Origin of the sequence: Microvirga lotononidis (assembly GCF_034627025.1) — a bacterium.
Taxonomy (GTDB): domain Bacteria; phylum Pseudomonadota; class Alphaproteobacteria; order Rhizobiales; family Beijerinckiaceae; genus Microvirga; species Microvirga lotononidis.
On sequence record NZ_CP141049.1, the window covers coordinates 156,497 to 175,536 of the forward strand.

Here is a 19,040-nt window from a genome sequence, read left to right on the forward strand (position 1 = left end):
CCCCGAGATGGCGGACCATCACAACAAAGGAGTATCAAAATGGCAGATAAGAAGCCAAATCCGGCGCTGATGAAGCCGGTTCAGCCCTCGAATGAACTCGTGGCGGTGGTCGGGTCCTCGCCACTGCCCCGTACGGAAGTGGTGAGCAAAGTGTGGGATTACATCAAGTCCAACAATTTGCAGAACCCTGAAAACAAACGGGAACTCCTCGCGGATGAGAAGCTTCAGGCTGTATTCGACGGCAAGAGCAAGGTCAGCATGTTCGAGATGAACAAGCACTTCGCTCAGCATCTCTCCTGAGCAGACGCAACAACAGGCCCACCCCGCCAGCGTGCCGGCGGAGTGGGTGTCGCTTCAGCCATCCGCTTCCAGCTAATGGCTAGACAGCCTCCTTGAGCTCCTTCGCGGGCCGAAAGGCGATCTTCTTGGAGGCTTTGATCTTGATCGGCTCGCCGGTCTGCGGGTTGCGACCGGTGCGGGCGGCGCGCTTGCGCACCTGAAGAATGCCGAGACCGCTCAGGCGGATCTTGTCGCCCTTCTTCAAGCTCTTGGCGATCATCTCGATCACTTGCGTCAGCATTTCGTTGGCCTGGCGCTTGGGAAGCTCGTGCACTTCCGACAGTTGCTCGGCAATGTGGCGCAGGGTCAGGATCGCGCCAGCTGAGGTGCCAGTGGATTTCTTTGCGACCTTGGGGGCTGCCTTGGCTGACGCCTTCGGTGCTGCGGCCTTCGTAGGCCTCTTGGCAACGGCGTCGGCAGTTTTGGCCGTCTTAGTCGGTTCTGCTTTCGATGCGGCCGCTTTGCGGGCCGGCGCCTTCTTGGCTGTCGTCTTGGTTGCTGCTTTCGCCATGGGTGAGATCCTTCTGATGCGCGAGCAATCTTGCAGTCAGTCGATGGGCAAAGGGTTTGCCGCCCAAGATTGAAATCACCAGAAGGCCGCAGCCTCAATAGCCATGACGGAACGAATTCACAGGATCTTGGGCCAGCACAGGATCCCGTGACTGATTGCGCAACAGGACAAAACGGACGAGCAACTCCTGTGACGGGAAGCGCAGGCGACTGGGTTCCGGCCCATTGAGGACTGAAGTGGAACCCGGGCTTGGATCAGGCGGCAAGAAAGAGCTCGTTCTGTCGCCAAGCGGCGCAAACTCGTCGTCCATTCGGGCGTGCGGTCGCGATGCGCTCCTGGAAGCGGACTTGGGCTTCCTTGAGCAGACGGCGTTTTCGGGCGAAGGGCTGAGAGGCCCTGGCGGTGTCGTTCACAACAGCCGCAGCCGCCGCGTACAAATCAGTTGTTGCGGCATCCAGGCCAGGATCTCGCTCGAACAACACCACAAGGCTCGCCAGGTGCTGTCTGAGGAGCGTCTGCAGTTCGCGGAGGTAGGGTAGCTCTCCTCCGAACTCGATGGCCTTCACAGTTGGCGAGATCAGGGCCAACTTCTCTTCAATTGTGTCGGTGAGTCGTAGCTCCGCCATGAGCAACCGTCTCCAGGTCAGAGGAAGCCCGCCCAGCCCTTGAAGCACGTAGGAAAGCATGCGCCTTCATGGTTAACCAACGGTTTCAAGCGAGAAAGGAAGGCGGCACCACAAAGGCTTGGCGCCAATTCATCGCACTGTGCTCAGGCACACTTGCCTGAGCATGGTCTGCAATCATCTTCCTCGGACGGTACCGACGCCTATCATATGCGCCCTCGTAGGAGGTCTGGTGCTCGGCCTTCAGCCAGGGTGCTCCCATATCGACAGCTGTTGACGCTGATCAGGCGCTGGGTAGGATGGCGGTATGGTGTTGCAACCGGCATCGCACGCGCCCCGACTGGAGTTTGGAAAAGGCTTCAGTTGGGGCGTTCTCAGTCCGACAAGTCGCGATGGCGCCACAGATCGGAGTAAGGAAACGGGCTCCACAGAGACGCTAATTGTTTGGTGGCGGAACGTTGTTGGGATCAGGTGCGTTGGGCGATTGAGAACTATACTTGGCGCTTCGATGGCTCGCGGCGGCCGCCGCGTCCTTGGTGGAGGATCTGATGCACTCCCTTCATCCGCAAGCCCGCACCACCCCAGCTGTTCGCCAGGAGATCGCCCGCTCGCGCGAGCCCACCGGCGTGCTGGCGCAGCGCTTCAGCGTCAGCACCGAGACCATCCGCAAATGGCGCAAACGTGGGGCGCAGGACTGCCAGGACCACTCCAGCCGGCCGCACAAGCTGCCGTGGAAGGCCACGGACGAGGAGCGGGCGATCGTCTGTGCCCTGCGCCAGGCCACTGGCTTTCCGCTCGATGACCTGACCTTTATCGTCACGCACTTCCTGCCGCATCTCAACCGCGATGCCGTCTACCGCATCCTCAAGGCGGAAGGTCTGGGCCGCCTGCCGCCGGCGCAGCAGCGCAAGCGCAAGAGCGGCACGTTCAAGGACTACGATCTCGGCTTCATCCACATGGACATCAAACACCTGCCGAAGCTGCGGACCGCCAATGGCGAGAGCCGCAAGCGCTTTCTCTATGTCGCCATCGACCGCTGCTCGCGCTGGGTGCACCTGGCGGTCAAAGACGACGAGCTGACCACCAGCGCGGTCGCTTTCCTGACCGAGGCGGTGCGCGCCTTCCCGTTCAAGATCACACACGTGCTGACCGATCGCGGCTCGTGCTTCACCGCCGATGGCTTCGAGGACGCCTGCCGGAAGCTGAAGGTGGAGCATCGCACGACCAAGCCGTACACGCCGCAAACCAACGGTCTCGTGGAGCGCTTCAACGGCCGCGTTCAGCGCGAGGTGCTGGGCATTACCATCGACAGCCACCGGGATCTGGAGACGCTGCTCAAGGGCTTCAACCAAGCCTACAACCGGAGACGTCAGCGCGTGCTCAAGGGGCGAACACCAGATGAGGTCGTGCACAGCCGCCTGGTTGCTGAGCCCAAGCTGGCCAACCGGCGCTACAAGCCACCCGATTCAGACGCGTTGCCGCCCGCCCTCCAGGTCGTTGCTGACGCCAAGGAGGTCTCGCATCCAGACAACTAATACTACAGCCGGGTTTCACGTCGGCGTCGGGTGCGCTTGCGCCAGTGACATTCGCAAGCGCGCTGCTGATGCCGCCGGCGCCAGACCGACCAATGCTCGACGGCCTCAACCGAAGGCGGCTGCTCCCACACCAAGTGCCAGAGCAGACGCCGCACCTCCGGCACGGTGAGCGGCAACAGCCCCGCGGCTTGCGCGACGGGGGCTTCTCCCCCCGATGGCGTGCCGGCGCACCACAGTGAGATAGGCATGTGCCAGCATCGATAATGTGATGTGTCGGTGCCAGCCCGTCCACGAGCGGACCTCGTACTCGTCCAGACCGGTCTCGCCCTTGGCTTCCTCAAAGCAGCTCTCGATCCGCCAGCGCTGGCCCGCAATCCGCACCAGTTCGGCCAGCGCCGTCTCCTCCGGCGAACGGGTGAGATAGAACGTGAACTGATAGGGGCGTCCCTTCCGGCGCCGGATCAGCAGCCCGGTCTTCCAGCCCGGCACCGGCGGTGTGCGATACGGCAGATAGGCCCAGTCATACAGCCGCGGGCCCTTGGCCCCATCACCCGCACTCAGGCGTTTCCAGCCCCGGGCCGGCACATCCTCAAGCCAGTCCTCAACGTGCTTAAGCCCGAGCCGCTGGGCCGAGGTCACGGCCAGCACGTAGCCGCGCCCGTGCGCCTCGATCAAGCGCCGCGTCTGATGGTCGGCGCCGTACACGCAGTCGCCGGCCACCCACCGGCAGGGCACGCCGGCCGCAAAGGCCCGCTTCAACATCGCTTGCCCGAGCTTCGGCTTGGTGGTGAAGCCGATCTCCTCCGGCACGCCTGCTTCCGCGCGCCGGGCCGCATCGAAGGCCCAGGTCTCGGGCAGGTACAGCGCCCGGTCGATCAGCGCATGGCCATGCCGGCTGGCATAGGCGAGGAATACTCCAATCTGGCTGTTCTCGATGCGGCCGGCGGTGCCGGAGTACTGGCGTTTGACGCCGGCCGACTTGTCGCCCTTCTTGAGAAAGCCGGTCTCATCCAGCACCAGCACGGCGTCAGGATCGCCGAGATGCTCGACCACATAAGCCTGCAGGTCGTCGCGGACCGCATCGGCATCCCAGTGCATGCGTGACAGGAAATCCTGCACGCCATCGGGGCTGGCATCGCCTGCGGCTTCCGCCAGGTGCCAGCCGTTCTTGCGCTCGAGCGGCGCAAGCAGGCCCTGCAAATAGGCGCGGGCTCGTCGGCGCGGCTCGACCCGGCTGAACCGGGGAGCAAGGCGGCTGCACAGATCATCCAACTGATCGGCCCAACGATGGACCTCGCTTGTGCGCGTCATGGCCTGACACCTCCGTGTCAAAGACAACGCACAAACCCGGCTGTAGTACTAAAGCGCTTTTGATCTGGCCTTGAATCCATTGTAGTGGTCTGTGCGTTGACTGGGATATGGCCCAGGAGGCGAGCCATGTCCCAGGCCTATTCCGCGGATTTGCGTGAGCGCGTTCTGGTCGCCTGCGAACGCGGCGACCTTCCTCAGGTCGAGATCGCCCGCCGCTTCCAGGTTTGCCCGGCCACCGTGTCGAACTGGCGCCGCCAAGAACGCGAGGAAGGCCGGCGGGCTGCGAAGCCGCACAGCGGCGGCGTGCCCTCGCGCCTGGATGCGGCGGTTCTCGAGGTGCTGCGTCAGCTCGTGATCGAGGACAATGACGCACTGCTGCGCGAGTACCGTGAGCGCCTGGCTGAGCGAACGGGCGTGACGGTGTGCTTGGCGGTGATCTGCGAGGCGCTCAAGCGCCTCAAGCTGCGTCCGAAAAAAAGACCCTTCGGGCGGCCGAGCAGGAGCGGCCCGAGGTTGCTGCCGAGCGTGAGGCTTACCGCCAGCAGATGAGCGCCCTTCCTGTCGAACGCTTGGTGTTCCTGGATGAGAGCGGGGTAACGACTAAGATGGCCCGCACTCATGCCAGAGCCCCGCGCGGGCAGCGGGCGTCCGGCTCGATCCCGCTGGGCTCCTGGCAGCGGCTGACGGTCTTGGGTGCGCTCGCCTGTGAGGGCCTGGTTGCCACGATGAGCATCGAGGCCTCGACTTCTACCTCCGTGTTACTCGCCTATCTCGAGCAGATCCTGGTACCGGCTCTCAAACGCACCAAGCCGGATGCCATTCTGGTGATGGACAACCTGCGCCCGCACCACGCCATCGAAGTGCAGGACCTGCTCGATCGGGCTGGGATTGGACTGCTGTACCTGCCGCGCTACTCGCCCGAGTTCAACCCGATCGAGCACGCCTGGGCCAAGGTGAAAGAGCGGCTCAAGGCCAAAGCCGCACGCACTCTCGAAGCCTTGGAAGCAGAGCTCAAACCCGCCCTCGACAGCATCACCGCAAAAGATGCCCGAGGCTGGATCAGGCATGCCGGCTATGCTCTACACTGAAACCAAAAGCGCTTTAGAATCCAGAAAACCTGCAATCCGCTGACAGAACGCAGGACAGCGGATGTGGGAGGGGCGTGGACCTGAGACTTAGCTTGCCAACTTGACGAGCTGCGGCTCCCGCAGCATGTAGCCGCGGCCCCAGACCGTCTCGATGTAGTCCCTGTCACCTGAAGCCTCCGCGAGCTTCTTGCGCAGCTTGCAGATGAACACGTCGATGATCTTGATCTCCGGTTCATCCATTCCGCTATACAGATGATTGAGGAGCATCTCTTTGGTCAGCGTGTTGCCCTGGCGCTGAGCCAGGAACGCCAGGATCTTGTACTCGGTGCCGGTCAGGTTCACCCGGCGGCCTGCGATCTCAGCCTGTTGAGCCCGAGGGTTGATCGTCAGATCGCCGCATTGAAGGACGGCTTCGGTCTGGTCGGACGAGCGGCGGATGATGGCCTGCATGCGGGCGATGAGTTCATCCTTATGAAATGGCTTGGTGAGGTAATCATCGGCGCCATAGCCGAGGCCGCTGACCTTGTTCTGGATACCGTCCAGGCCTGAGAGGATCAGGACAGGCGTGCTCACCTTGGCCAGCCGCAGCTGTCGCAGGACATCATAGCCTGACATGTCCGGGAGGTTGAGATCGAGCAGGATGATGTCGTAATCGGGGAGTTGGCCGAGATTGATGCCGTGCTCGCCTAGATCGGCCACGGAGATTTGGACGTTGAGGCGCTGGAGCATGAGCTCAATACTCTGAGTGACAGAGATGTCATCCTCAATCAGCAACACCCGCATCTCACCACCTCCCAGAGACCTCAGCTAATGTGAGGGAAGTATGCTCAACGAGGAGTTAACGCCGGTGGTACATCGACGCTTTCACTGCGCCGGCTCAGTTCCAGGGTTCAAGAATTTAGTCGGGTAAATGATTCTGCTTGCAAACCTGCGACAGGAGGTCTGTAACCGGTGCCGTGGCAGGATCCTCTCACAGGAGGATCTCATACTGCTACCTTGTCTAGCTGAATGAGAACAGCTTCGGCTTGGACGATATCGATCGTGAGCAGATTTGGCTCCACAGTTCGTTCTATCAAGGAAGATCAGGCGCTGTAACGATCCCAGGAAGACGTTTGATCATCGATTCCGGCACTTTGGGCATGGGCGGCCGATCATACCTCGCGCCACATCATCCCCGCCATCGTCGAAGGCGGAAGCGTGGATCACGTAGCCTTCCGCTTCCACCCAGGCGATTATGAACGAGGGTGTCAGCGCAGCGCCGGAGCCGTCGAACATTGCGACACGGTCCTTATGCAAGGTGAAAGCAATCTTTCTGATCCGCGGCAGATCCACCACGGCGTTGGGGTATCGCGGAATAAAATCGACCGGCTCACGCAGATACTCTGTGTCGCCATAGGTCCAGTCGAACTGCGCGTTGTGCAGCAGGTGCCGCATCAGGGCGAAGCGCTCCGGTGTCATGCCGCCGGCTCCATCTGGTCGATGTTGCACTGGTAGACAGTGAAGGTGATCGCGACGATCAACGGGTTCTTCGACACCAACTGCGGTCTAATCTAGGTCACATATCCGAACGGCGGGTCGGCGACGTCAGATTCGACCCCTTATGCCTCGGCATCAGCCCGGTTGAGGTTCTGCAGTGGCTTCAACTTCACATCGGCGACGATCAGCGTCAAGCGCGAGGCTCAGCGGGCATGTGGATAGAGAGGCACGGCTTCTCTCCAGCCTAGATCAAGGACATTCCCACCGGGCATAGCGCCGCTAACCATGGTCCTGATTAGGCCAGAAGCGCGCTGAAGGCTCCACCCGAGAAAGGCAATTGCTCCCCAACTACGCGTGGTTAATCTCCGATCCTCACACCGTGCTGAGGCTACCTCACCAGAAGTAGGAGATGCTGTAAGCAATAAAGCCCCCTACGACGACAACAGCCGCTGTCTTCCAATGCTTCTGGATGTGTTCATGAAGTGTCATTTCTAATCCTTTAAATCGGTCTTCGTTTCTTGTCATTCATCGCGAGTTTAACCATGCTAATTATGCTTGTCAGCTGTGTCGCAATGTTTGACCGAGGACAGAAAAATATAGAGGATCTCACATTCACTCACGCAGTGAGACGCTCGATCTGCTCAGCTAACGACAATTGCTGCTTGCCGGATTATGCTGCCTGCCCCTTCTAAGTTACTCGAATCAAACTTGCGGACACTGCGATTTTGACCTAGGTCGCGCGTGAGAAGCTTATAGCAGGACAAGTCCGATGAGCTCTGTTCGACCAGCGCGCCTCAGCGACACGGATACCCTTTTCGCAATCTGGCTTCGGGCGGTGCGGGCGACGCATCTCTTCCTGAGCGAGGCTGACATCGATTTCTACTCCGGGCTCGTCCGCACTGAGTACCTGCCCCAAGCCCTCCTCTGGGTCGCAGTTGATGATGAAGACCGGCCTCTCGGCTTCATGGGTATGACAGAGGACAAGATCGATGCCCTGTTTGTCGCGCCGGAGCAGCATGGCAAAGGAGTGGGGCGTGCGCTCGTCGCGTATGCGCGCCAGATGGCGCCGAATCTGTCCGTTGACGTCAACGAGCAGAATGAGGGCGCGCGGTCCTTCTACCGGCGGATGGGATTTCGGGAGGTAGGCCGATCCGAGCGGGATGATCGCGGCCGTGCCTTTCCCATCGTCCATTTGATCCTGGAAGACTAGGCTCAGGCTCTTGCCCGGGCTGCCAATGTCCTGCGCCACTCCATGGCAGCCGCTTGTCTGCGCCACCTGATCACCGGCACCAGGACAGTCGCCAAGAGCATCACGACGGCTGATCCGATCCACGGAAGCAACTCGGGTGATGCAATGAGGGTTTGCAACTCCAACAGAACATTGGTTGCAGGTTGGAGCATCTCGAACAGATTGATCATCGTCGCCTTGGTTCTGTCTGCATTTTCAGGTGGATTTGCACCTTCAGTCTCCAGAGCAGCCAAGGCGGTCAATCTGCATCCTTCGCTGCGTTGAAGATGATGCCTGCCCACCTCCGCATGTGTGCTCGCCCCATCAGCCACGATGAGAGTGGTATGGTTAACGACGGATTAAGGACGCCTCTCCCAGTTCGATTGGATCATCATCCTCAACAACATCCATGCTCATGTCCGTGTTTCCACATCTGAGCAACGCGAGGTGTAGGTTCGGCTCCAGCTTGTGCTGGAGGCAGCGGCGGTTCGCCTATGCCAGGCTGCCGGCTCCCAGCCCAATAAAGCAACAATACTCCTTATGAAACCGATGTCGTTGCTTCTTCCCTCTGAGAGGCGGTTGGGCCTGCCTCAACCAGACGCGCGAACTCGGACCACGTGCTGTCGGTCGCATCAAGCACCCTTTGGATCGTCTCGGCACTGGGCCAGTGTGGCCGCCCGTGCCCGTCGACCCGCTTGGACCGGTTGAAGGCTGTGGCGTCCATACCGGCAGATTTGGCCAGCCCGAAGGTGCTCAGCCCAGCGCGGTGGGCCATGACATCGATGGCGTCCCAGACTCTCTGGTGGCTGTCCATACGTTCATTCCATCCTGCCCCCGGCGTGGAAGGTCCTGCACGTGCAGGCGAAGGGGGTAACGCATCCCTCCTCAAGCTCGGAATAGCCATCATTGGCAAGGCCATCGGGCTCATCACCTTCCGGTCACACTCGGCCGCCATCATCCCTCTGTGTGGCAGGGAGAGCTTTCATGGCGGCAGAGCGCTTTTCAGACGAGGAAATCACCGCTCGAGCCCAGCGGCTCGCCGATGAACAGGGGCCGGGCTGGGAGCAGATCCTCGCTGACGAGCGGGCCGGCAAGGACACTGCGGAACTCCGGTACTGGCGCGGGCTTGCCCTGCAGCAGCTCGAGGCTGAGCAGCCCACCTTCCCGCCGACCGTCCTGGAGGTTGAGGACAGCTCACCGAAGACAGTCGGTCTTGATTAAGCGAAGTTGGGACGCCGGAGCTACCTACCACGGCCGCCGCAGGAACACCGACAACAGGCTGTTGGCCGTCACCGGCCCCAAGACCGAGGCCCCGTTCATCGGGAGAATTCATAACGATATACCAATGATACTGGAGTAGCATTGCAGTCCGAGTGTCGCTAGCCGCTTTGGGCGAAATGGTCGTGAACATGTCATTCAATGGCGTTAGTGATCTCGGGCTGGGGCAGGTCTGCCGCGGACTGCGACTTCGTTGTGCGGAACTGAAAGCGACCGCTAAGGCTTAACGGCAGTGGTTTAATGCGCCGGGGGCCACATGACAGAAGATGAAATAGAGGCGGTTGCAGCCGAGCTTGCAAGAGCAGGGGGCCTGTCCTGGCATGCGGGGAATGAGCAGGGTCCTCTGAAACTCGTCATGAGCCGGTACCGCGACCGAGCCCGTCTCGTCATTGCTGCGCTCGAACGCGTGCGGGCAGCCAAGCAAAACATCGCTCCTGCACCAGATGCCGGTGAGCCGCTCGATACAGGCGCAATCGTCATCTCTGAAGACTCTTTGTCCGATCGTCTCGCCGCTGGCAGTCTCGTCCTGTACCGACCTCCAGGCGACCGGAGAACCTACCCGTGCCGGGTTGAGAGCGTGGAAGGAGGCCGCGCTTACCTCGTTCCCGCACTCCCGACCTGTACCGGCTGGGTGGAACTCGACACTGTCTCATACCCAGCAATCCAGTAAGGCGGGCCAACCCGTGACAACCATCATCAAGAACAAGCCGATGTCGCCTGAGGGCCTTGGCGCCACCATACCGTCAGCGGATTCCTGGCACGAGGCCTCGCCGGCTCGGCCAGTTCCAGCCCGCTACTACTTCAACCTCACGGATGGCGATGACCGGATTCCTGATGAAGAGGGCATCGTGGCGTCCAGCATCCAGGCGGCGGTGGTCTCCGCCCTGGAAGCTGTCGAGGAGCTTCGTGCCCAGATGCCCACAAGGTCCGGCGAGTGGCGGGGATGGCGCCTGGAGATCGTGGATGTCTCTGGACGGGCCATCCAAGTGATCCCTCTGGATTTACTCTCGGCTCATTGATCAAATCTGGGACGAACTGCCGTAATGGCTATGCCCAGATCTTGAACAGCAATGAGCCCCTGCCCTTCAGGCTCTCACTGCCCATAAGTCCTTTTGAACTCTGCCGTGAGCGTGCGCTCGAGCTCCCGTGTCAAAGGAATCGGGTTAGCGCGGTTCCAGGCGCGCTGATGCCGCTGAATGAAGCGCTTCCGGGTGCGCTTGACCTCGCTTGGAAGGTGAGCCGCCAGAGGTACGAAGCTGCGACGCAGCTGAAGCTCCGTTCTCTTCCTGGACGGCAGAGCAGCCTCCACGGCTTGGGCCGTGGCGATATCGTCCGGTGTTGGATCTGGATAGCGTGACATTGCATCCTCCTCGATTTGGAGGAAGGCCTGGTGCTGCGCTGCGTAGTAGTATTTCAAGCCTGGGGTATGTTCCAGCAGGTACGCCTCGCATGCCTCATCCCAGTCTTCCTGCCTGTGCCTCGTCAGCGGAGCCTGTTTGCCCGGATCGTTCGTCATGGAGTGATAGCCTTTCCAACGTTTGTTTGACCAGGTGGAGGAGGCAAATTGCGGCGGGATGAGACAGTTCTCTCCACCTCTAAAGCGCATGCCGGATCAACTCTCATCGCCGCGGCTCAGCGCCGACGAGCCTGCACCAAGTAGGCTGGAACGGTTGTCTCTCCGAGAGCTTTGCACGCCTCCAAACGATGCAGTCCCTCGACGAGGACAAACCGCTGACCGTCAGGCCGCACGAGAATAGGGGTCTCCTGCCCCTTTTCCATCATGCTCTCGGCCAAAGCCTCAACGTTCTGTGCGTCCAGGGTTTGTCGGCGCTTCACAGGCACATAGACATCGTGGATCGAAAGGGTCTGCTTCTTCAATACCATCCCGACTGCTCCTGCGTTGGGTTCATGCCTGATGGAAGCTTAGGCGCGGCGAGTCAGCTTGCCTAGCGACATACATCTCCAGGATCGTTCAAGCTCATCCCACAGTCATGGGAAGGCAACGGTAATGAAGACTGCTGATAAGCACAGGTTCAGACAGATTTCATGATTCAGCTGTGACGATACCGAATGTCCACCCCATTCCTAGTGAGACGGCCGGTACAAGGTTGTTGGGGAAAGACGTATCGCAGGGGCATCGCCCATGCTCATCGTCGAAGATGTCGAAGCGGCTACAAAACTCGCTCAAGGCTGTTTTGTGAAACCGAGGCTGTCGGAACGGGTTAGCGTCGCTTCTTAAGCGCTTTTCGTGCCCCTCGTTCCGTGATCCGTTGTGAGGGTGCGAACGGATCATGACCAAGGCGTTTCTGAAACCCCTCCAACGTCTGCTCTCTGGCCAGGATTTGCCGTAGCTCTTCGAGAGCAGGGTGCAGGGCATGGTCGGCGTCGGGCTTCGTCTTGCTCATGCGCGATGCCGTTTGCTGGAGGCGCAAGATCTCTTGCGAAGATAAGGCGAACCGGCTCGTCACGACGCCAAACAAGTTCCCGCTAAAATCCTAACAAATTCTTTATCTTCTTTGTTGTCGCTCACTATCATCATGAAGTGGAGGACGGGTCTTTATGAGCATGAGACTGCCCGCGAGAATCGAGCGCAATCCCTATTTATTGATCCGGTCCTCATTGTCTTGAGCATGCGGCGTAGCGGACGGGTTTGTGGCTGAAATAGCTTCGGACGCGCCGGGGCGATTTCGAGAGGCGACGCATATGGCTGACCGTTGCCCGCTTGAGCTGCTGTTTGCTGCGCGCGGGCGCCTGGCGGGTGACAACCTGCTTCAGGTCGGCGTTCAGGCACTCCTCCGGGTTCAGCTCCGGGCTGTAAGCCGGCAGGTAGAAGACCTCGATCTTCGCCCGATGCGCGGTAAGCCAGTCGCGGACCCGGGCGGCGCGATGCACCCGCAGCCGGTCCAGGATCAGGAACACCTTGCGCTTTGCCTCGCGGATCAGGCGTTGCAGGAAACGGATCAAGATTGCGGCATTCACCGCCGCGTCGACAATCATCCAGCGCAAGGCGCCGCGATTGCTCACCGCCGCGATCAGGCTCAGCCCGGCGCGCCGATGGCAGACCCGGATCACCGGCGTCCGGCCCCGGGGCGCATAGCCGCGGCCGCGCACGTCGTCGGCGCGCAGACCGGTTTCGTCACCCCAGAAGATGGTGCCCCGCGCCTGCCGGGCCGCCGCGACGATGGCCGGGTACTCCCGCCGCAGCCAGTGCCGCACCGCGGCCGGGTTCTGCTCGTACGCCCGCCGGAGCGGCTTCTGCGCGGTGAAGCCCCAGCGCGCCAGATACTTGCCCACGGTTCGCACGGCCAGCGCAATCCCACAGCGCTGCCAGATCACCGCACGCACCGCCGCCCGGCTCCACAGGGCGAACGGCAGGTCCAGTTCGTCCGGGGTGTGCCGGCAGATCAGGCGCTGAATCTCGGCCTCCTGGGCGGCATCCAGCAGCCGTTGCTCATCCGGCTTGCGCCCGCGTGGCTTGCTCACCAGCCCCTGCGCGCCCTCGGCCGCAAACCGCTGGCAGATGTCGAAGACCCCGGTTGGCGACAGCCCAACCTGGGCCGCGATCGCCCGGTAGGTCAGCCCGCGCTCCCGGAGCCCAATGACTTGCCGCCGGCGCTCCTCTTGAGCCGCCGCCGGCAGCTTGCGCATGTCCACGTGCTTCATGCTGATGAAGCTGGAGCCAACCAAGACCCTTTCAAGACAATGAGGACCGGCTCAATAATGTAAGTTGCAACCGATGCCGTACTAGGATTTTCACACAGGAGGATCTCACGCGTGCAAGGCTGCATGAGGTGCCTGTTCAGTTGTGACTCAATTTTAGACAGCCAGACAGTTTGGCACCTCCTCCCTGCGGTTGGGCGGAGAGCTGGCCATGGCCGCTGGGATGTTATCTACCGCCCTGGCGTCTGCGCAGACTTCACGAGCTGGCGCAAGGCCGCTGTATCCGGTTCACTGACAACAATCAACTCTTTGCCGCGGGGCTTCTCAGCTGGTTTTCGGGCAACCGAGGATGAAATACCAACGGCGGCAACCTGCGGATTGCGAGGCTGCTTCTCTAGCGGCTTTCCTGAGACTGCTTTGTCCTTGTGGATCGCGCTGGTTTTCTCGCCGATGGCCTCTGTCCGGGATACGTCACGGGTGGCGTCATTGGGTTGGAGGTTTGCACCTTTGGCATCAGCCCTGACGGGGGGATACTCCCCCTGAGCCTGCTCGTGAGACTGGGACAGCTGGTTGATCTCGCGCCGAGCTGCGGCAAGATCTGCACGGAGCTGGGCCATCTCGGAGAGTGACACTCGAGCCTTCGTCTGCTCGGCAACAAGCTGGGTCTGCGTGGCCTGCAGGCTTGTGACCTGATCACGAAACTGGTGTTCGACCGCAGCCGACGTGTGCCCAACGATGGCAAACGAGGTCCATCCTGCGGCGGCGGACAGGCTGAGGGCCAGGATTAGACCGCGGTGTGCGTTCAACAGACGTGGCGCAGACTCTTGGAACATGGGCGCCTCCCGCATACGGAAGATGACTGAAATTCAGCGCCGCTCATTCGGGCCCACGGTTGCGGCGACAAAGAGGCTGAAATGGATTACCTCGGGCCGCCGGCCGCCACGAACCAGGTGACTTTGTTGTCTTAGTTAAGGCCGAATTAAAAGACGGAGAGGTGATGAATAGCCCGCTCGGAGCGATCCCTGATTGCCCGGCATGGTAGCGCAGAGCGCCGTCCCGCTCTGGCGCCTTGGCTGAAAGCTCGACCCTCTCGGCCGGAGTGCCTTCATCCAAACTGTTTATGCAGGCTCAAGCTGCTCGAGCGATCTCAGGGGAGTTCACCAGACGCGAGGTTTCATCACTGCCCAGGCTTGTCAGTGCCTCAAGAACCCGCATCGGAGCTGTCGCTGGAATCAACAGCGCATCGATGGAGGGGCATTCGGCCTCCGCGATCGCCTCGGACAGGAGGATCACCGGCCGGTCTGGGCGGTGCCGATGAAACTCATCGGCCAGGAGCCATCCATCGACAAGCCCGGGAAGGCTTATCTTCGTTACAAGCCAGTCGATTTGAGCGCGCTGCTGACAAAGTGATAGGAGACCCACATTTCCAGTCGGAACAGCGAGGACTTGGAAGCCGCCAGTCCGGAGAATCCCCTCCAGCAACTCGCGTGTGATCGGGTCATTGTCGACGACAAGAACGGTAGCTGAGGCTAGCATCTTTGGAGCATCGCGTATTACTTGGGAGACCGGCCGATATTCTGCCGACTTGGTTGATGCTTCCTTAAACTGTCGTGGCGAACGGGTAGGTGCGCCAAGCTGCCATGCCTGATCCTCGACGGTCCGACCGATTCCAGGCAGGGCACCGATCAATGGCATTGTACAAAATAAGCCTATGATCGTTCGAGGGTCGATCTACGCTGGTTTCGACTGAGACATCCAAGCGAGCAGGATGTGCACGCTGAGGCAGGCCTGAGACAGTGTCCTACCGACCCCTAGCCTTCCGGCTGCTCCCGGCGTGTGAGCCGGTCCACGAGTTCTGCCAGCCGAGCCGGGAGGTGTGTCTCAACCGCTCCATAGGTGAGCCGCAGCCGCTCCCCAAGCTGCTGAAGGTCATTAGAGGCCAGCGATTGATCGAACGTGGAGTGAGTTGGGATTGAAAACGTGACTTCCGGGGCATCGGGCAGCGGCGCGAGGGCTGTAGAAATTGGAGTGGCGCAGTCTCCAGCATGCTTAGGATATGGGGTTAAGCAGCAACGTCAATCATCTCCTGGCTCGATGAGATTTTGGGAAGCGTCTTCCAGCCATCGACCTTGCGCATCGTGATCTGGCCGGACGCCAGCAGCGCCCAGAACAGCATGGCCGCGGTCGCCGCTGAAGGCAGCACCGTCTGGGTCTTGATCCGCCGCTTGAACTCCTCATGCAGCCGCTCGATCGCATTGGTGGTTCGGGCCGACTTCCACTGCGAGGGCGGCAGCTTTGTGAACGCAAACAGTGCCTCGCCGGCCTCCTCCAGGCTGTCGGCCACCGCCGGATGCCGCAGCTGCCATTTGCGAACAAAGGCTTTGCGCCGCTCCTTCATCTCCTCGGCCGTGGCGGCATAGATCATATCCGTGTAATCGGCCGTGATCTCCTCATGCAGCCGCTTGGGCGCATGGGCGAGCAGATTGCGGTGCTTATGCACCGTGCAGCGCTGCAGCGGGACCCCCTCCCACACCGCCGCGAGCGCCTGCTCCAGGCCCGGCGCGCCATCCACAATGACAAAGGCCGGCCGGCGCAGCTGGCGTGCCACGAGGTCGTCGAGCACCGCACGCCAGGCGGCCGTGGTCTCCCCGCCCATGTTCTTGACCGCCAGCAGCACCTTCTGGCCATCCTCGCGCACCCCGATCACCACCAGCAGCGAAATCGAGGTCGCCTTCCTGTCGAGCCGGACCCGCACCACCGTGCCGTCGAGGATCAGCCGCACGATCGGCTCGTCGGCGAGCGAGCGCTGGTTCCAGGCTTGCCAGTCGGTCTGCACCTTGCGCCAGACCCGGCTGACCGTGTCCTTGCCGATGGCTCCGCCGAACAGGGCGGCTAAGGCCCGGCGGACCCGCCGGGTGTTGGTGCCGGCCAGATACGCTGAGGCAATCAGCGCATCGGCGGCCTTGGTGCGCCGCTGATAAGCCCGAAGGGTTGCGCTTCTCCACTCAGTGGTGCGGCCATCCTCGGTACGCAAGCGCGCTCGCGGCACCGAAATCTCTGTCTGGCCAAAGGTGCCGGTCAGGCTGCGGCAGCGGCTGCCATGGCGATAGCCGTGAGTGGAGGCGGGTGGTGCGGGACGCTCCTTGCGGCCATAGCGCGGCCGGCCCAGAGCCGCCTCGAGTTCCGCCTGAATGAGGGCTTCGATCCAGCCCCGCACCCGCTCGCGCACGCCGGTCTCGATCGGGTCGATCCAATCGTCGAAAAGCCGGGCTTGCGGCTGGCCGGCAGGATGCGCAGCATCTGTCTTGCTGATAAGGTCCGTCATGGCGTGGTCTCCCACGGGACCGGAGCGCTCCAACGCCCGAATCCCGCTGTGTGGGTTGCAGCACCCGGAGACTACGCCACCCTCAAAAGTCTACCACCTCCCGGACGGCACCGGGCATCGATCGGGAGCAGGGCTTGCATTGAGACACTCTCGTTGGTGGCAGGACTGTGCCGCTGAATGCCCCTATGTGCTTGCCCTCGTTCAGGGTCCCTTGCTGGCAGAGCAGCGGCATAATGTGGCAAATGTACGGACAGAAGGTCGTGAGTGTCTTGGCTCCAACCCCTCGCCTGTTCTACGTGAAAGGTAAAATTCCCTATTCGACAGGTTTCCAGCAGGGTCTCTCGGGTCAACGCCGGCAAACGGAGGATGGCGACTGGGAGGCTACCCCCTGGATCAAGGATGTGCGCTGGATCGCCACAATCTGCTCCACTGAAAAGCGTCTCTTGCGCATGACAAACCTCCCTGAGCCCTCAAGGAAATTTGCCGACCAGACTAACAGAGCGGCTGGACCACTTCGTCCGTGTCACCTCAGTTACATCGCCAACTCCATGAGTTGCGACAAACCAACATAAGTTAACAAAAGCTTGCCCTACTGTCGGCTTCCCGACAGACGGATTACCTCCGAATCAGCATAGTCTTGTTGAGATAAGCAAGAACTGCGGGGGCGCTATACGGTCGTCAGCACATTGCCAGTCATCCTCCGAAGAAGAGGTGGCGGCATGGCTGCGCACTTGGGTGTCTCAATGAAGCGTGAGAAACAAAAGCTTCTGCCGAGTAAGCGTCGGCATGTCATCCGCCTTGAGCGCCAACTCGCAGCTGTCGAAGCACAAATTGCACGCCTTGAACAAGATCGGCACTTGGGCCTCGCGGAGCAGGATCATTTCTTTCTTTGGAAGCGGCCCTCACTCTTTGTGTCGTGGCGTCCACAGGTGCTCCACTAATCTCCCAATCATCATGACATGATCCTGCCGACGTGCCGATCCTCGCAAGAAATCTCACCAACTCCAACAGCGAGGCGGAGCTATGACAAGAGCAACAGGAACCGGAGGAATGTGATGTTTGCTAACACGCTCAAACACCTGACTTCAGAACAGTCTCAACGGCCTACAGAGACTTACTCCCCAGACATTCTGCCTCTGATGCAGTCGCTGTTAGGGAGCTTGGCCGACATCGATTTTGAGTTCCAGAACGACCGTGAAACGATCCTGCAGAGCACAATCGAAGAACCTCTGAAACACAGGGCCATTGCCACCCTCAAAGAGCGTCATCACGAACGGCGCGCTCCTTATGTGAGAGAACTCGATGAGCTAGAGCGGCAAATTCAAATGACCTTTACATAGAAGTGTAGTTAGTATGGAAAGCCGCACCGAGGGCCTCTCTGCTTCGGGTATGGCTGATGCGCAGCAGCAAGGTGCTGGCAGACGGGCAGATAGCTCACTTGTCTGCAGGTTATGCAGCGTGCGAAGGCAGCAGGATTGGCACATGACACCAGTTATGACCTTCCGGTGACGCAGGAAGACCTCGCGGATGCGATTAGAATGTCAATGGTTCACGTCAACCGTACCCTCATGGTTCTTCGCGCGGCAGGGGCAGTGGAATTCCAAAGCGGCAAGCTGACCGTGAGTGACAGGGACGAGCTGGTCGAGATAGCGGAGTTGGACGCGGGCTGCTCGCACCATCACCAGTAACTCACGCATTCCAATGATCTGCGAGCCGCTGGTTGCATGTCGCAGCAATAGCGGGACTGTCAACTTGACGCCCGGTGGGCAGAGCTGCGGCGAGTGCAGTCATCGAGCCAGTCTAAATCAGCCGACGAGGGCAGCACCGGTCGCATCGCGCCATGAATTGAAGGCGCAATCGCGGGTCACGCGATACTCATTGGCAGAAAGACGGTGACGGTGGACCTGGAAGTGGTTGTGGATCGGAGTGTGAATAGATAGAAATTGTTGGGCATGCTGGACTGATTTGAACCGCCGCATGTGGCGCTCACGTCGTCGGCTGGGTTGGTGCGAGACTTCGCAGCGATTATTCAGGTATCGACTCTGCCGATGTTCGACAGCCGGAAGGATCTCGCGTTTGGCCGCAGCATAGGAGGCGAGTTTGCCCGTCACGATGACCCTCGGCACATAGCACAAGCCCTTAAGCAGCTTGCAAATGAAACGCTTGGCCGCCTTCTTGTTGTGCCGGCTCTGCACCAGCACGTCGAGCACGTTGCCGTGCTGATCAACAGCCCGCCAGAGGTAGTGCAGTTTGCCGCCGCGCTTCCTGGTCTCCCCATCGTCCCGTGGCGGCGACCCCGAACTCGTCATTGAGTTAGAGGATGGTTTCAGGCTCGTCCTAACAGCCAGCTTCGAGCAGATTGAAGACATGGCGGATGTTCTGGACGCTGCCGGTCCTGAAGAGAAGAGCGTCCTGAATCAGCTGCCAGCTTTTGTGCGAAAGGGCAGTTCCGCCGGTTGACCCGAGCTGACGGACTGATGCGCGCGATAGGTCACCTCTCGCGCGCATCAGTCCGGAGTGTACCTTAGCCTGCTCCAGTGCCCCCGATGTCGGAGCATCCCTTCTGGCTCTCGATGAATTCGATCTTGGCGTCGACAAGATCAGCCAGAGCGCTGTCCGGGGTCAGGACCCGCAAATCCATGGACGCCTGTTTAAGCTCAGTTAAG

The 19,040-nt window shown here is 60.7% G+C and carries 22 protein-coding genes and 1 pseudogene; 10 read left to right on the top strand and 13 right to left on the bottom strand.

Features of this window, described 5'->3' with window-relative positions; genetic code table 11:
- Nucleotides 1-39 precede the first annotated feature (39 nt).
- Nucleotides 40-300, top strand: a complete 261-nt coding sequence (locus tag U0023_RS24170; protein ID WP_009489594.1) for an SWIB/MDM2 domain-containing protein — start codon at nucleotides 40-42, stop codon at nucleotides 298-300.
- 79 nt (nucleotides 301-379) lie between these two features.
- Here U0023_RS24170 and U0023_RS24175 read toward each other — a convergent pair whose 3' ends face one another.
- Both U0023_RS24175 and U0023_RS24180 read right to left on the bottom strand, forming a co-directional pair.
- Nucleotides 380-850, bottom strand: a complete 471-nt coding sequence (locus tag U0023_RS24175; RefSeq protein WP_009489595.1) for an HU family DNA-binding protein — start codon at nucleotides 848-850, stop codon at nucleotides 380-382.
- 254 nt (nucleotides 851-1,104) lie between these two features.
- The gene (locus U0023_RS24180) at nucleotides 1,105-1,476 is read right to left on the bottom strand and encodes a hypothetical protein (protein WP_009489596.1); all 372 of its coding nucleotides are present in this window, start codon (nucleotides 1,474-1,476) and stop codon (nucleotides 1,105-1,107) included.
- Nucleotides 1,477-2,021: 545 nt separating this feature from the next.
- On the opposite strand from U0023_RS24180, the gene U0023_RS24185 reads away from it, so the two are divergent.
- Nucleotides 2,022-3,008, top strand: a complete 987-nt coding sequence (locus U0023_RS24185) for an IS481 family transposase (RefSeq protein ID WP_009488371.1) — start codon at nucleotides 2,022-2,024, stop codon at nucleotides 3,006-3,008.
- Nucleotides 3,009-3,113: 105 nt separating this feature from the next.
- On the opposite strand, the gene U0023_RS24190 is transcribed toward U0023_RS24185, so the two are convergent.
- Nucleotides 3,114-4,319: an IS701 family transposase gene (locus tag U0023_RS24190; protein WP_009489597.1), complete on the bottom strand. Its 1,206-nt coding sequence runs from the start codon at nucleotides 4,317-4,319 to the stop codon at nucleotides 3,114-3,116.
- Nucleotides 4,320-4,445: 126 nt separating this feature from the next.
- Here U0023_RS24190 and U0023_RS24195 point away from each other — a divergent pair, with 126 nt between their 5' ends.
- The gene (locus U0023_RS24195; RefSeq protein ID WP_009489598.1) at nucleotides 4,446-4,868 is read left to right on the top strand and encodes a helix-turn-helix domain-containing protein; all 423 of its coding nucleotides are present in this window, start codon (nucleotides 4,446-4,448) and stop codon (nucleotides 4,866-4,868) included.
- Nucleotides 4,757-5,407, top strand: coding sequence for an IS630 family transposase (locus U0023_RS24200; protein ID WP_245272872.1), 651 nt, complete (start codon nucleotides 4,757-4,759; stop codon nucleotides 5,405-5,407). The genes U0023_RS24195 and U0023_RS24200 overlap by 112 nt, the downstream gene beginning before the upstream one ends.
- Nucleotides 5,408-5,494: 87 nt before the next feature.
- On the opposite strand, the gene U0023_RS24205 is transcribed toward U0023_RS24200, so the two are convergent.
- Together U0023_RS24205 and U0023_RS24210 are read right to left on the bottom strand one after the other, a co-directional pair.
- Nucleotides 5,495-6,190 carry a response regulator transcription factor gene (locus U0023_RS24205; protein WP_009489600.1) on the bottom strand — a complete coding sequence of 232 codons (696 nt, stop codon included), beginning with the start codon at nucleotides 6,188-6,190 and terminating at the stop codon, nucleotides 5,495-5,497.
- A gap of 333 nt (nucleotides 6,191-6,523) precedes the next feature.
- Nucleotides 6,524-6,865, bottom strand: a complete 342-nt coding sequence (locus tag U0023_RS24210) for a hypothetical protein (RefSeq protein WP_009489601.1) — start codon at nucleotides 6,863-6,865, stop codon at nucleotides 6,524-6,526.
- A gap of 787 nt (nucleotides 6,866-7,652) precedes the next feature.
- Here U0023_RS24210 and U0023_RS24215 point away from each other — a divergent pair.
- Nucleotides 7,653-8,093 carry an acetyltransferase gene (locus U0023_RS24215; protein WP_009489603.1) on the top strand — a complete coding sequence of 147 codons (441 nt, stop codon included), beginning with the start codon at nucleotides 7,653-7,655 and terminating at the stop codon, nucleotides 8,091-8,093.
- A 2-nt stretch (nucleotides 8,094-8,095) separates the two neighbouring features.
- Here the strand turns inward: U0023_RS24215 and U0023_RS24220 are convergent, their stop codons facing one another.
- The gene (locus U0023_RS24220) at nucleotides 8,096-8,374 is read right to left on the bottom strand and encodes a hypothetical protein (protein ID WP_040638035.1); all 279 of its coding nucleotides are present in this window, start codon (nucleotides 8,372-8,374) and stop codon (nucleotides 8,096-8,098) included.
- Nucleotides 8,375-9,095: 721 nt separating this feature from the next.
- Here U0023_RS24220 and U0023_RS24225 point away from each other — a divergent pair.
- Nucleotides 9,096-9,332 (top strand): hypothetical protein, encoded by a 237-nt coding sequence (locus tag U0023_RS24225; protein WP_009489606.1) that lies wholly within the window; start codon nucleotides 9,096-9,098, stop codon nucleotides 9,330-9,332.
- Nucleotides 9,333-10,072: 740 nt separating this feature from the next.
- Complete coding sequence (locus U0023_RS24230; RefSeq protein ID WP_009489608.1) at nucleotides 10,073-10,408, top strand: DUF6894 family protein; 336 nt, start codon at nucleotides 10,073-10,075, stop codon at nucleotides 10,406-10,408.
- Between the two features lie 74 nt (nucleotides 10,409-10,482).
- On the opposite strand, the gene U0023_RS24235 is transcribed toward U0023_RS24230, so the two are convergent.
- The 6 genes from U0023_RS24235 to U0023_RS24260 form a co-directional block, all read right to left on the bottom strand.
- On the bottom strand, nucleotides 10,483-10,905 hold the full coding sequence (locus tag U0023_RS24235) for a hypothetical protein (protein ID WP_040638036.1): 423 nt from the start codon (nucleotides 10,903-10,905) through the stop codon (nucleotides 10,483-10,485).
- Between the two features lie 116 nt (nucleotides 10,906-11,021).
- On the bottom strand, nucleotides 11,022-11,273 hold the full coding sequence (locus U0023_RS24240; RefSeq protein ID WP_009489610.1) for a ParB N-terminal domain-containing protein: 252 nt from the start codon (nucleotides 11,271-11,273) through the stop codon (nucleotides 11,022-11,024).
- A gap of 732 nt (nucleotides 11,274-12,005) precedes the next feature.
- Nucleotides 12,006-13,052: an IS630 family transposase gene (locus tag U0023_RS24245; protein WP_009488659.1), complete on the bottom strand. Its 1,047-nt coding sequence runs from the start codon at nucleotides 13,050-13,052 to the stop codon at nucleotides 12,006-12,008.
- 227 nt (nucleotides 13,053-13,279) lie between these two features.
- On the bottom strand, nucleotides 13,280-13,882 hold the full coding sequence (locus tag U0023_RS24250) for a hypothetical protein (protein ID WP_009488660.1): 603 nt from the start codon (nucleotides 13,880-13,882) through the stop codon (nucleotides 13,280-13,282).
- A gap of 295 nt (nucleotides 13,883-14,177) precedes the next feature.
- The gene (locus U0023_RS24255; protein WP_009488661.1) at nucleotides 14,178-14,744 is read right to left on the bottom strand and encodes a response regulator; all 567 of its coding nucleotides are present in this window, start codon (nucleotides 14,742-14,744) and stop codon (nucleotides 14,178-14,180) included.
- A 367-nt stretch (nucleotides 14,745-15,111) separates the two neighbouring features.
- The gene (locus tag U0023_RS24260) at nucleotides 15,112-16,374 is read right to left on the bottom strand and encodes an IS256 family transposase (protein ID WP_009488662.1); all 1,263 of its coding nucleotides are present in this window, start codon (nucleotides 16,372-16,374) and stop codon (nucleotides 15,112-15,114) included.
- A 1,055-nt stretch (nucleotides 16,375-17,429) separates the two neighbouring features.
- Here U0023_RS24260 and U0023_RS24265 point away from each other — a divergent pair.
- Complete coding sequence (locus U0023_RS24265; protein ID WP_009488665.1) at nucleotides 17,430-17,714, top strand: hypothetical protein; 285 nt, start codon at nucleotides 17,430-17,432, stop codon at nucleotides 17,712-17,714.
- A gap of 198 nt (nucleotides 17,715-17,912) precedes the next feature.
- Nucleotides 17,913-18,062 (top strand): hypothetical protein, encoded by a 150-nt coding sequence (locus U0023_RS24270; protein WP_245272819.1) that lies wholly within the window; start codon nucleotides 17,913-17,915, stop codon nucleotides 18,060-18,062.
- A gap of 117 nt (nucleotides 18,063-18,179) precedes the next feature.
- Here U0023_RS24270 and U0023_RS24275 read toward each other — a convergent pair.
- Nucleotides 18,180-18,638: pseudogene (locus U0023_RS24275) on the bottom strand (IS6 family transposase); the annotation flags it as partial.
- On the opposite strand from U0023_RS24275, the gene U0023_RS24280 reads away from it, so the two are divergent.
- Nucleotides 18,625-18,834 (top strand): hypothetical protein, encoded by a 210-nt coding sequence (locus tag U0023_RS24280; protein ID WP_322883867.1) that lies wholly within the window; start codon nucleotides 18,625-18,627, stop codon nucleotides 18,832-18,834. The pseudogene U0023_RS24275 and the gene U0023_RS24280 overlap by 14 nt on opposite strands.
- Nucleotides 18,835-19,040 lie beyond the last annotated feature (206 nt).